This is a genomic window from Candidatus Accumulibacter phosphatis, assembly GCF_012939955.1.
Lineage (GTDB): Bacteria > Pseudomonadota > Gammaproteobacteria > Burkholderiales > Rhodocyclaceae > Accumulibacter > Accumulibacter delftensis.
The window spans coordinates 23,792-34,359 of sequence record NZ_SPMY01000056.1 but is presented as its reverse complement, the minus strand read 5'-3'; the positions used below and the strand labels follow the sequence as shown (position 1 = coordinate 34,359).

The following is a 10,568-nucleotide window of genomic DNA, read 5'->3' as shown; positions in this document are numbered from 1 at the left end:
CCCGTTGCGGGAGAAGGGGCAGGGGAAGAGGGAAACGGTCCATGACTCTCATGATTTGGGGTGTCTCCACGTGTCATGACCGTTAATGTGAAAGTCGCGCAAGCGACTCACGAAACTCCCTTCTCCCCTCGCGGGAGAAGGGCCGGGGGGTGAGGCGGGGAATTCAGGGAGCATGGTCCCTGCCCGTCGAACGATTCCGGCGTGCAAGCCGGAATGCGCACTGCAAGTGAGAGGGGGCGGTCATGGTGTTCATCATCAGGGGTGTCTCGACATGTCATGACCGTTAGATGAAGAGATACGCATAGGCGTTGAACAGATAGCCGATGAGGACGATACCAAACGTGACGATGCCGAAGAACAGGGCCAGCAGCGGCGCCTTGACGACTTTCTTGAGCATGATCAGGGAAGGTAGCGACAGCGCCGTGACGGCCATCATGAACGCCAGCGCCGTACCGAGTCCAACACCTTTGCCGACCAGGGCCTCGGCGATCGGCAAAGTGCCAAAAATGTCAGCGTACATCGGCACACCAATCAGGGTGGCGAGGGGCACCGACCACCAGTTGTTCTGGCCGAGCAATGATTCGGTCCATGCAGCCGGAATCCAGTTGTGGATGGCGGCGCCGATACCCACACCGATCAGCACGTAGACCCAGACACGGCCGAAGATGTCGCTGACTTGCGCGCAGGAAAATTGCAGGCGATCGCGGCTGCTCAGCTGCTCTTGAGGCGTGTCGAGCACCGCGTTGTGCATGACGAAGGATTCCACATAAGCTTCCATCTTCGCCCTGCCGATCAGCATGCCGCCGATCACCGCCAGCACCAGGCCAAGCAGCACGTAGGCGATGGCAATCGTCCAGTTGAAGATGCTGGCGAGCAGGATCACCGAAGCCAGATCCACCAGCGGCGAAGAGATCAGGAACGCGAAAGTCACTCCCAGTGGCAATCCCGAGCTGGTGAAACCGATAAAGATCGGAATCGACGAGCACGAACAGAACGGCGTGATCGTGCCCAGCAGTGCGCCGACAACTTTGGCACTGAAGCCCTGCATGCCGCCGAGGATACGCCGCGTGCGCTCGGGCGGAAAATGGCTCTGCACCCAGGAAATGGAGAAGATCAGCACCGCGAGCAGAATGAAGATCTTGATGACGTCATAGATGAAGAAATGCACGCTGGCCCCGCTGCGGCCGGCCAGGTCCATGCCGAACCCGTCCTCGACCAGCCGGCCGACCAGCCAGGCCAGCCAGTCCATACGCAGCAGTTGATCGTTCAACCACTTGAAAACTTCCATCTTCAGGTCCTGATTGCTTTCTTGGATGAGGCCAGCCGCGGCAGTGTCAGCTTCGCGATCGTGCGCAGCAAACCGGGTTCAAGTTCCCGCCCCGCGGCCTTCAATTGTGCCTTGACCTTCCCGGCAGCGCCAGCAAGGGTTCAAAATAGAGAAAAGCAAGCAAAGCCGGGATAGCCATGCAGCCGATCTTTTCATCAGCTACTCTTCGCAACATCGTGATCTGACCCGCGCGCTCGCGGGCGTGATCGAGGCGCAGTACGGTGCATCGCCAAGGTGATGGCGGGTGAGCCGATTGCGACCCGCGCACCGCTGCACGAACTCTATTTCCGCCAGCACGGCCAGCGCCTGATCGACGCCAAGCAGCGCCAGCTGGCGCGCGATCCGCGCGAGATCGCTCCCACCGAACTGCTGCAGGCCAAATGCGAGGTGGTCGACTATCTCGATGCGCCAGCCCGCGTGCTCGATGCGCCAGCTCCCGTGCTCGTCGGGCAAGCCTTTGTTCCGCGTTCGTCAGCCCGCCGAGTGCTGCAGCGAAGCTTTTTGCTCGATCGCCGCCGCGGCGAAGCGTCCCGGCAAGGCTCGGAGCTTCGCTGGCAAGGCTCCGAGCTTGCGCGGGCAAGGCTCTGCGCTTCCCCGGCAAGGCAAAAAGCCGTTCCCGCAAGCCTTTTTGCTCGGCGTGCAAGGCATCGAGGTTTGCACCGCAAGGCTTTGATCCTTGCGGGCGAAGCGCAAAGCCTCGCGCGCACGCTCGCGAAGCTTGTCCTTGCTGCCGTTTTTCAGCTCGATCGAAGCGCGGAGCCTTGCGCGCAAGGCTTTTTGCCTTGCGGCGAAGCTTTTGTTGCTTGCACCGTGAAGCTCAGAGCCTTGCGCCCGAAGCTCCGCGCCTTTCACCCGAAGCTCGGAGCCTTGCACGTCGAGCGTACGCTCAGCTTTCCAACAATCCTGAGCTTTTACTGTCCGGCGTGCAGAGTGCAGAGTGCGGTCCACTCTGAACTGGAGCAGTTCCTTAGCAACCTCCGCAATCGTGCGGACTCGGTCCGCCTGGTCAGCGCTCAAGCGTTCTGCACGGCGCGCTTCAGGATTGGTGCGTTGGTGTTCGATGACGTCAATAAGAAGTTGATGGCCCTGGTCGAGGAGGAGCTGCCGGTGAAGTGCAGCTCGGCGATCGACAAGATCAAGCGCCAGATCGGTCGTTGGCTGCTCGCCGCCGCTGCGATGACGAGGCGCTTGAAGCCGCTCATCCCGGAGAGCCCTGCCAACCTCCAGAAATTCGTTGCCGGCCGCTCAAACCCTCGAATCCCGCAGCCAAACGTTTCGAAGCTCTTGATCCCCTGTTCGCCGGTGCCATGGAGCACCTTCCCGAGGATGAAGCCCTTTCGGTGACGACGGACAGTGGCTCGGCATTCGCGGCCAGCAGCCATGCGAAGCGCGCTCGAAAAAGTCTACGCCCGCTTCGCTTTCGCCAGCTTTAGCCACACGGGTCATGCGCCTCAACGCTCTCAGCCAGCGTTGCCCGGGTCCTGCTCCGCGAGCCGGCGGTTGATCGCGAGGCATTCCGCAAAGGCCGCCTGCGCCTCGCCCAGCTTGCCCTGCGCCTGCAGCACGTCGCCGAGGATACATTCGGCATCCGCTTCTGCCTGCGCGTCGCCCACGTCGCGCGCGAGTTTGCGAATGCCGAGCGCGTCATCACCGAGTTGCGCCGTTTCACCCCGACCAAGCCGTACCCACGCGATACAGAGCGATGCCCATAAGAGGGCGCGAGCGTGGATCAGGTCCGTCCCAGCCAACTCCCGCAACGCCACCGCTAGCGCATTGCGGTCTTCGGGGTGTGCGGTGCCAGACCAATCACGGTCGAGTTGCTCAAGCTCGCTGGCGGCTTCATCCGGCGCGCAGCAAAGGCGGTGGCAAATCCACTCGATGCGTGCGGCAGCCGCGGTGTCGATGGCGGCACGGTCACGCCCAGCTCCTGGACGAAGGCACGGAGTTCGCGGTCCATGTCCGTGCTTCCCTAGAAATCGAAGCGTCCGCAGGCGATGCCCGCAAGGGGAAGAACATTGGCGAGCATCTGCCGGGTGATGTGGCTCTTGCCGGTCTCGCTCAGCCCGCGGATCCGCAGCAGGCGCCAATCCACGTCGGAGGTCAGCAGCTGAGCAAAGGCTTCCCGAGCACCGCTATGGTTGGCCATGGGCCATGCGAGTGGCGGGGGCGTTTTCGGCCATGCCGGTCCGAGCGGCGCGCCCGCTGAGACGGCTTGCAAGTCGGGCCTGAGGAGGTGAAGGCGGGCGATGATCAATTCAGCGCTGGCGGCGGCACTGCGCCCGCGCACGTCGGGCACGATGGCGTTGAAGAGGATGCCTTCGATCTCGCCATCGCCGACGCGGATCGGCAGAACAGCGTCGCGCTCGCGTTCCTGGGCGGCTGCGCTGCATTTCATGTGGCGGGCGCGAATTGCCCGGTGCTCGGCCTGCGTCCAGGGCTTGGACCCATAGCGTTCCGAGACGCACACGACGGCCAGCTCGCATCGTTTACCGTATATCTCCTGAAGTTTCAGATCCGCATCGTGGCCAGCGATGTAGTGCTCGAACCACTCGTCCAGGAACACGCTACCGCGCCCCAGCCGATTCTCCACCGCCTCGGCGATAGCTCGCACGAGCTCGCGCTGTTCGCCGGCGAGGGAGAACGCAACGAGGAATCTTTCAGGCACGGCGCGTGTTGGCATGAGTCGAGGGTAGGGAGGGTTCGGTTGGCAAATGCGAATAGTGCGCGAACACCTGCAAATACTCAAGCCAGGCGAGGGGGATTGATGGCGCGCGAGTGCCCGGACGTCGCCGCGCCGATCCGTCTGCGTAGAGCTGCGCGAAACTACCCTACAGGGTTATGTCCGCCGCAATTGCTGGCTGCTGCCGCGACGTCGACAGTCTCCGGGTGGAGAACGACTTTTTCAGTGTAGGGATCGAAGGGCGCCGAGCAATGGTCGTGAACGATCAGCCAGCCGCCGTTCGCATGCGCTCGCCAGACGATCGAACTGCGCAGCCAGTGCCGCCCGGCGGGGTGGTTTGCTGGCAGGTCGACGAAGTGCCAGAGGAAATGGGCGACCGCCATTTCAGCACCGATGTTGACCGTGAGATCGCGCGTTTCGATCGCGCAGCCGTCGGGGAAATGCGGGAAGCAGGCGGCGACCTTGGCGCGCATGACTTCGACGCTGCTGGAGAAGGGCGGTATGGCGTCGAACACCACCGCGTCCGGCGCGTAGAGTGCCATCAGGCGGTCGAGCTGCTTGTTGCAGAAGGCTTCGCCCCACTCGGTGATCGCAGCGTGGACAGTCTTGTGGTCGTGCATGTGGGCTCTCCTCAGGCCTGGCCGCCCAGCGCCCTGAAGCGTTCGAGGCTGTCCGACGGGGCGAAATTTTCGAGTGCGTTCAGCGGACCTGCCTTGATCTCGGCGGGCAGACTTCCGCCGTGGTGGTGAGCCGATAAGCAGCGCTGGCCAGAGTTTACGCTCAGTGGCTGCTGTAGGTCTCGATTGGCGGGAATGTCGCGGCGTAGCGTGTGATCCACTCCAGCGCCGCGCTATCGTCGTCCAGTAGTCGTCCTTCGACGCGCAGCACTTCCTGGCGATAGTGCTCGATGTGCTGCACCTGCTCCACCATGCGGGTGGAAAATGCGCCTTCGGCTTCCATGTGGTGGCTACCTTTGCGAGAACTGAACGTAGGTATCGTTAGCAAGATCCGAGCCGAAGGAATGAAGCGCATGAAAAACAATTGCTTATTGATGTTTCGCGACGACCTTCAGGAAACGATGTAAAGAATGTCGACAGCCAGATGGGCCGAAATGCCGCGTTTCTGCGCCTGGAGATGCGAGGCCTCGCGTACGCCGCGGGGCCCTTGATGTACATTGGAATGCACACCTCTCCAACGAAGAATGGTCATGCGTGAAGCCACCTTCACTCAACTGCTAAAGCAGGCACGGCATTTTTTCGACCCCGTCGAAGCGGGGGGCGTACCCCCGCCGGCGATGCTTACGTGACCGTGACCTGCACCTTGCGCGGTTGCGCGTGCTCGGCCTTGGGGATGCTGAGCTTGAGCACGCCGTTCTTGAACTCGGCGCCGACCTTGCTGGCGTCGAGTTCCTTGGACAGGGTGAACACCCGCCGGTAGCGGGCCAGGCCGACTTCGGCGTGGCTGTTCTCCATGCCCTCGGGCATTTCGAGAACGATTTCGCCTTCGATGGTCAGGGCGTCGCCTTCGACGTGCAGATGCAGCTTGTCCTTGGGAACGCCGGCCAGATCTGCGTAAAGGGTAATTCCCGCGGCATCTTCGATGACGTCGACCGGTGGCTGCAGGGCCGCATCGTCCCGGGCGTCGGCTTTGCTGACAGCAGTGTTTTCAGACATTTTCGATCCTCCTTACTGAATGGTGATGCGGCGTGCTTGGGCGTCTTGCTTGCGACCGATGCTGATGTGCAGCACGCCGTCGCGGTACTTGGCTTCGACGGCATTCGCGTCGACGTCGTCGGGCAGGGTGACGACGCGGCGGAAACGGCCGGCAAAACGCTCGTCGATGTGCACGGTTGCCTTCTCGTCGGGCTGCTCGATCTGGCGCTCGCCGGCAACGGTGAGTACGCCTTTCTCGATTTGCACGTCCAGCGTCGCCGGGTCGATGCCCGGTGCGAAAGCATAGATTTCAACGGACTTGGCGGTGCCGCCGACATTCATCGCCGGGAAGCCGCCACGGGCTATGCCGCGAATGCTCGGGGAAAGGTGCAGACCCTGCTGCATTTCACGCTGCAGCCGATCCAGTTCCGACAACACATCGCGGGGAAACAGAGAGCGGTACATCATCATCACAAATCCTCCATAAGCTTGGCTCAGGGGCGCCGGACTCGGCGCCTCCCTACCGAAATGGGGCATTTTCCGAGGACTTCAAGATCTTGATTTGAGCCTTGTTCGCCCCCATTTGCTAACCTTGTTGCACGACTGCTGAAGATCGGGGATAGCGAATGGAATTCAAGGATTACTACCAGACTCTGGGGGTGTCGCGCGAGGCGACGGCCGACGAGATCAAGAAGGCTTACCGAAAACTGGCGCGGAAATATCACCCGGACGTTTCCAGGGAAGCGAACGCCGAAGCGCAGATGAAGGAGGTCAACGAGGCCAATGAAGTGCTCTCCGACCCCGAGAAGCGCGTCGCCTACGATCAGTTGGGGCGTGGCTACCGGCCCGGTCAGGATTTTCGCCCGCCACCAAACTGGGATGCCGGTTTCGAGTTTTCCGGGCGTGGCGGCGCGCCGGGCGAAACGGCCGACTTCTCCGATTTCTTCGCCGAAATGTTTGGTCGCAGGGGCGGCGCGCGTGGCTTCAGTGGCGGCCAGCGCACACCGTTCCAGGCGCGTGGCGAAGACCATCACGCCAAGGTCCTGCTGGACATTGAAGATGCTTTCAGTGGCGCCACCCGGCAGATTTCCCTGCGTGCGCCGAAGAACGACGCACGCGGTCACGTGGCACTCGAAACGCGCACCTTGAACGTCAGAGTCCCGCAGGGAGTGTACGCCGGCCAGATCATTCGTCTGGCGGGGCAGGGTGCGCCGGGGTCCGGCGGCGCGCAAGCTGGAGACCTGATGCTCGAGGTTCAGTTCAGAGCGCATCCGCGCTTTCGCGCACAGGGGCGCGACCTGCATCTGACCTTGCCCATCGCCCCCTGGGAGGCAGCGCTCGGTGCGGTGGTGCAGGTCGATCTGCCGCAGGGCGGGGTCAACGTACGTATCCCGGAAGGAACGCAGAGCGGACGGCAAATGCGGGTCCGCGGCAAGGGAATTCCGGGTGCTGCGCCGGGCGACCTGTTGCTCGATATCCAGATCGTATTGCCGCCGGCCGATACGGCCAAGGCGAAGGAACTGTATGAAACCATGGCGCGGGAGCTCGCTTTCGATCCGCGTTCGCCGGGGAGGGCGTAAGCGATGCGCGACGATGAGATTCTCACCGGCAGCCCGATGGAAGACAGTTGGGTAACCCTCGAACAGCTTGCCGCCGCCTGTAGCGTCGAACCGGCGTGGCTACAGCGTCATATCGACGACGGGCTGATACCGCAGGCCGAGAGCGTCGCCGGCGTGTGGTGTTTTTCCAGCATCAGCATTGTGCGTGCACGGCGCATGAGCCAACTGGAACGTGACTTCGATGCGGTTCCCGAGTTGGCCGCTCTGGTCGCCGACCTGCTCGAGGAACTCGACGAGCTGCGCGCGCGGGTTGGCAGCGCCGATCCGGGGTGAGCCGGCGGCTAGTGAAATGTTGCTCGCCGGGTGGGTGACGGCAGCACCACTCTGGCGACTACCGACGCCAAGAGGACATGAGCAGGAGAAAGCCTTTGCGATCTTCTCACGAGCTCGGCGCCAGCGGCGGCTGGCAGCCGGTCGCCGGCTGGCAGCTGATCGTGGTTGTCGTTTTCGCGATTACGGTTCTCTACCTGGGCAATACCGGCGAGCGCTGGTTTCCGCTGCTCGACTCGGCGAATCTCGCTTTCCACGAGGCCGGGCACCCGCTCTTCTGGCTGCTTGGCAGTCGCCTGGGTGTGTACGGTGGCACCCTCGGCCAGCTGGCGCTACCGCTGATCGTCGCGTTGAGCTTCTGGCGCCGTCGCGATCCCTTCGCCACTTCCCTGGTGATGCTTTGGCTGTTCCAGAACTTCTTCAACATCGCTCGTTACATGGCTGATGCGCGTGCGCAGATGCTGCCGCTGGTGGGTGGTGATCACGACTGGAGCGAGATCTTCGCGCGCTGGCAGCTGCTTCATCTCGATACGCGTATTGCCGGCCTGGTCAGCCTGCTCGGCTGGGCTGGCGTGCTCGTCGTCTGTTGCGCGCTGGCACGGACCTGGTGGCGGGCGCGCAGTTGTACTCGGTGCTGCTAAGGCTGAATTAAGGATGCGCGCCCAAAGTGGCGCCTGTTCGTCCTTGCTGCTTTGGCCTGCGGTTCGTTCCGAGCGACAAGCGGCATTCTTCTTTCCTCAATTTCTATCGAGAGACCGATCGTATGAAAAAGCCTAGCGCATTTTCCGCCGCCGCCCTGGTGGCAGTTTTAACCACTTTCTCCGGCGCTGCCCTGGCCGTCGACAGCACGAATCCAGCGCCAGCCGCCGCCCCGATGAGTGCTGCCGCCAGCGCGCCAGCGACTGAAATCAGCAAGGAGCAGGCGATCGAGATGGCGCTCAAGGCGCATCCGGGCGAAGTGACCAAGGCCTATCAGGACAGCAAGAAAGGCAAGAAGACCTGGGAGGTGAAAGTCAAGGGTGCCGACGGCAAGAAGTGGGAGCTGCACTATGAGATCAAGAGCGGTGCTCTGGTGTCCGAAGAAGGTGTGTAGGCCATAGCACCTGTCTGATTGGCGCTGTGCGGGCCTATCTCGGGCCCAGGCATGCACGCATGGCGCTCCAATCAGGAGCGAGCGACTGTGCCAGGCACAGCAATTACCTGCCGTCGGCGGGTTTCCCACACGAGGTAGCGACATGCGCAGCACCATCCACGCCAAGGAAGTCAAAGTCTGGGATCCGCTGCTCCGCCTCTTTCACTGGACTCTGCTCGGCAGTTTCTGCGCGGCCTGGTTTTCCGAGGACGAACTGTTCGAAAGTGTCCAGGATCGCCTCAGTGGCGAGTACCTGCAGGAGGTGCACGTCTGGGCCGGCTATGCGATCGCGGCGCTGCTGCTTTTTCGCCTGCTCTGGGGCTTCGTCGGCCCGCGTTACGCACGCTTCCGCGACTTCGTACATCGCCCGGGCGAAACCCTCGCTTATCTCAAAGCGGTGCTGGCTTGGCGTGCACCGCGTCACCTCGGCCACAATCCAGCCGGTGGCGCGATGATCATCGTCCTGCTGCTCAGCCTGTCGGTGACGGTTGTTTCGGGACTGGCGCTGTACGCTGCCGACAAGGGCTTGGGACCACTGGCCGGCTTGCTGGTCGCGGCCAGTGACGGAACGATCGACGCTATCAAAGGGACGCACGAGCTGGCAACCCACTTCACCTTGTTGCTGGTCGTCGGCCACTTGATCGGTGTCGTCTGGGAGAGCCTGCTGCACCGCGAGAACCTCGTGCGGGCGATGATTACCGGGCGCAAGCGCGCCTGAAATGGGCCTGTCAGCTCGGTTTGGCCATGCCCGCCGGCGGCCACAATTTGACTTCCCCTATCCCTTGCGGGGATACTCGCAGGCTAGCATTGAAGCGCTGCCTTACGCTCGACCAGCGACCCAGTCCGGCTTTTTCGCGCCGAGGTCGGCGGCGAAAGCTTGCTCGTCGCGGGTGTTCGTCAGGGCATTCTTTGGCGCCAAATAATCAACGAGATCGGGGGTCAATCAAGGTGATACTCAAGGAATTCGACGAACTGGTGGTGACATCGCGACGCGGGCAATCCGCCGGTGCGCGGGTCAAGGAAATGCGTGAAAATTCGGTGCGTTGCCTCGGCCCGCATGGCCTGCACACGATGGCCTATAGCGAGTGGGGCGATGCGGCCAATCCACGCGTCCTGGTCTGCGTGCACGGCCTGACTCGCAACGGGCGGGATTTCGATGTGCTGGCCAACGCGCTGGCCAGCGATTACCGAGTGATTTGCCCGGACATCGTCGGCCGCGGGCGCAGCGATCGGCTTTTCTTCCCCGACGACTACGCGCTGCCCGTTTACGCCAACGACATCATCACGCTGATTGCCCGGCTTGGCGTCGATTCCGTGCACTGGCTGGGGACATCGATGGGCGGGCTGATCGGCATGTTCCTGTCGAGCCTGCCAGCCTCGCCGATCGCGCGCATGGTGCTCAACGATGTCGGTCCGCTGATCGCCATGGATGCGCTGCAACGCATTGGCGAGTATCTCGGCAAGGCGCCTGACTTCGCCAGTCTCGACGAGGCGGAAGCCTATGTGCGTACGGTCTGCGCGCCCTTCGGCAAGCTTTCCGACGCGCAATGGCGGTTCATGACCGTCGTCGGCACGCGCCCGAAAGCGGAAGGTGGGTTCGAGATGAACTACGATCGCGCGCTTGCGCAGCCCTACCAGAAAGCTTTCCTCGAAGCCACGGAAATCAGCCTGTGGCCGATGTACGACGCCATTCGCTGCCCGACGATGGTTCTGCGCGGCGCTGAATCGGACATCCTGCTGCGTGAAACGGCCGTCGAGATGACGCTGCGTGGACCGAAGGCCAAGCTCGTCGAAGTGCCGGATGTCGGTCATGCGCCGATGTTCCTCGACGAGCCGCAGGTGCGCGCCGTCCAGGACTTCCTGCTCGCCGAGCGCGGCTGAGCAGCGG

17 protein-coding genes are annotated in these 10,568 nt (G+C 62.6%); 6 read left to right on the top strand and 11 right to left on the bottom strand.

All coding sequences use genetic code 11. From position 1 onward, the window contains the following. Window positions 1–283: 283 nt before the first annotated feature. From E4Q23_RS18125 to E4Q23_RS18075, 11 genes are all read right to left on the bottom strand, one after another. Window positions 284–1,288 carry a permease gene (locus tag E4Q23_RS18125; RefSeq protein ID WP_169067943.1) on the bottom strand — a complete coding sequence of 335 codons (1,005 nt, stop codon included), beginning with the start codon at window positions 1,286–1,288 and terminating at the stop codon, window positions 284–286. Between the two features lie 198 nt (window positions 1,289–1,486). Beyond that, the gene (locus tag E4Q23_RS18120) at window positions 1,487–1,780 is read right to left on the bottom strand and encodes a hypothetical protein (RefSeq protein WP_169067942.1); all 294 of its coding nucleotides are present in this window, start codon (window positions 1,778–1,780) and stop codon (window positions 1,487–1,489) included. An 18-nt stretch (window positions 1,781–1,798) separates the two neighbouring features. Then, window positions 1,799–2,344, bottom strand: a complete 546-nt coding sequence (locus tag E4Q23_RS18115; RefSeq protein ID WP_169067941.1) for a hypothetical protein — start codon at window positions 2,342–2,344, stop codon at window positions 1,799–1,801. Further along, window positions 2,341–2,709, bottom strand: a complete 369-nt coding sequence (locus E4Q23_RS18110; protein ID WP_169067940.1) for a hypothetical protein — start codon at window positions 2,707–2,709, stop codon at window positions 2,341–2,343. Before E4Q23_RS18110 ends, E4Q23_RS18115 begins: the two co-directional genes overlap by 4 nt. Window positions 2,710–2,787: 78 nt before the next feature. Continuing rightward, entirely contained in the window at window positions 2,788–3,075 is a 288-nt protein-coding gene (locus tag E4Q23_RS18105; protein WP_169067939.1) for a hypothetical protein, read from the bottom strand. A 17-nt stretch (window positions 3,076–3,092) separates the two neighbouring features. Next, window positions 3,093–3,284: a hypothetical protein gene (locus E4Q23_RS18100; protein ID WP_169067938.1), complete on the bottom strand. Its 192-nt coding sequence runs from the start codon at window positions 3,282–3,284 to the stop codon at window positions 3,093–3,095. Window positions 3,285–3,296: 12 nt separating this feature from the next. Then, window positions 3,297–3,992, bottom strand: a complete 696-nt coding sequence (locus E4Q23_RS18095; RefSeq protein WP_169067937.1) for a TIR domain-containing protein — start codon at window positions 3,990–3,992, stop codon at window positions 3,297–3,299. A 158-nt stretch (window positions 3,993–4,150) separates the two neighbouring features. Then, window positions 4,151–4,627 (bottom strand): YybH family protein, encoded by a 477-nt coding sequence (locus E4Q23_RS18090; protein ID WP_169067936.1) that lies wholly within the window; start codon window positions 4,625–4,627, stop codon window positions 4,151–4,153. A gap of 160 nt (window positions 4,628–4,787) precedes the next feature. Further along, the gene (locus E4Q23_RS18085; protein ID WP_169067935.1) at window positions 4,788–4,967 is read right to left on the bottom strand and encodes a hypothetical protein; all 180 of its coding nucleotides are present in this window, start codon (window positions 4,965–4,967) and stop codon (window positions 4,788–4,790) included. A gap of 338 nt (window positions 4,968–5,305) precedes the next feature. Further along, window positions 5,306–5,680 carry an Hsp20/alpha crystallin family protein gene (locus E4Q23_RS18080; RefSeq protein WP_169067934.1) on the bottom strand — a complete coding sequence of 125 codons (375 nt, stop codon included), beginning with the start codon at window positions 5,678–5,680 and terminating at the stop codon, window positions 5,306–5,308. Between the two features lie 12 nt (window positions 5,681–5,692). Next, on the bottom strand, window positions 5,693–6,127 hold the full coding sequence (locus E4Q23_RS18075; protein ID WP_169067947.1) for an Hsp20/alpha crystallin family protein: 435 nt from the start codon (window positions 6,125–6,127) through the stop codon (window positions 5,693–5,695). Between the two features lie 158 nt (window positions 6,128–6,285). On the opposite strand from E4Q23_RS18075, the gene E4Q23_RS18070 reads away from it, so the two are divergent. From E4Q23_RS18070 to E4Q23_RS18045, 6 genes are all read left to right on the top strand, one after another. Then, window positions 6,286–7,239: a DnaJ C-terminal domain-containing protein gene (locus tag E4Q23_RS18070; RefSeq protein WP_169067933.1), complete on the top strand. Its 954-nt coding sequence runs from the start codon at window positions 6,286–6,288 to the stop codon at window positions 7,237–7,239. 3 nt (window positions 7,240–7,242) lie between these two features. Further along, window positions 7,243–7,551 (top strand): chaperone modulator CbpM, encoded by a 309-nt coding sequence (locus E4Q23_RS18065; protein WP_169067932.1) that lies wholly within the window; start codon window positions 7,243–7,245, stop codon window positions 7,549–7,551. 95 nt (window positions 7,552–7,646) lie between these two features. Then, window positions 7,647–8,189, top strand: a complete 543-nt coding sequence (locus E4Q23_RS18060) for a hypothetical protein (RefSeq protein ID WP_169067931.1) — start codon at window positions 7,647–7,649, stop codon at window positions 8,187–8,189. 122 nt (window positions 8,190–8,311) lie between these two features. Continuing rightward, window positions 8,312–8,641, top strand: a complete 330-nt coding sequence (locus E4Q23_RS18055) for a PepSY domain-containing protein (protein ID WP_169067930.1) — start codon at window positions 8,312–8,314, stop codon at window positions 8,639–8,641. A 142-nt stretch (window positions 8,642–8,783) separates the two neighbouring features. Further along, window positions 8,784–9,398, top strand: coding sequence for a cytochrome b/b6 domain-containing protein (locus E4Q23_RS18050; protein ID WP_169067929.1), 615 nt, complete (start codon window positions 8,784–8,786; stop codon window positions 9,396–9,398). A gap of 305 nt (window positions 9,399–9,703) precedes the next feature. Then, window positions 9,704–10,561 carry an alpha/beta fold hydrolase gene (locus tag E4Q23_RS18045; RefSeq protein ID WP_169067946.1) on the top strand — a complete coding sequence of 286 codons (858 nt, stop codon included), beginning with the start codon at window positions 9,704–9,706 and terminating at the stop codon, window positions 10,559–10,561. Window positions 10,562–10,568: the final 7 nt, after the last annotated feature.

Bases quoted from the DNA above. Each gene is read 5' to 3' on its own strand.
- E4Q23_RS18075 (WP_169067947.1), bottom strand. From the start codon at position 6,127: ATGATGTACCGCTCTCTGTTTCCCCGCGATGTGTTGTCGGAACTGGAT.
- E4Q23_RS18125 (WP_169067943.1), bottom strand. From the start codon at position 1,288: ATGGAAGTTTTCAAGTGGTTGAACGATCAACTGCTGCGTATGGACTGG.
- E4Q23_RS18065 (WP_169067932.1), top strand. From the start codon at position 7,243: ATGCGCGACGATGAGATTCTCACCGGCAGCCCGATGGAAGACAGTTGG.
- E4Q23_RS18110 (WP_169067940.1), bottom strand. From the start codon at position 2,709: ATGGCTGCTGGCCGCGAATGCCGAGCCACTGTCCGTCGTCACCGAAAG.
- E4Q23_RS18050 (WP_169067929.1), top strand. From the start codon at position 8,784: ATGCGCAGCACCATCCACGCCAAGGAAGTCAAAGTCTGGGATCCGCTG.
- E4Q23_RS18080 (WP_169067934.1), bottom strand. From the start codon at position 5,680: ATGTCTGAAAACACTGCTGTCAGCAAAGCCGACGCCCGGGACGATGCG.
- E4Q23_RS18055 (WP_169067930.1), top strand. From the start codon at position 8,312: ATGAAAAAGCCTAGCGCATTTTCCGCCGCCGCCCTGGTGGCAGTTTTA.
- E4Q23_RS18085 (WP_169067935.1), bottom strand. From the start codon at position 4,967: ATGGAAGCCGAAGGCGCATTTTCCACCCGCATGGTGGAGCAGGTGCAG.
- E4Q23_RS18070 (WP_169067933.1), top strand. From the start codon at position 6,286: ATGGAATTCAAGGATTACTACCAGACTCTGGGGGTGTCGCGCGAGGCG.
- E4Q23_RS18090 (WP_169067936.1), bottom strand. From the start codon at position 4,627: ATGCACGACCACAAGACTGTCCACGCTGCGATCACCGAGTGGGGCGAA.
- E4Q23_RS18045 (WP_169067946.1), top strand. From the start codon at position 9,704: ATGCGTGAAAATTCGGTGCGTTGCCTCGGCCCGCATGGCCTGCACACG.
- E4Q23_RS18100 (WP_169067938.1), bottom strand. From the start codon at position 3,284: ATGGACCGCGAACTCCGTGCCTTCGTCCAGGAGCTGGGCGTGACCGTG.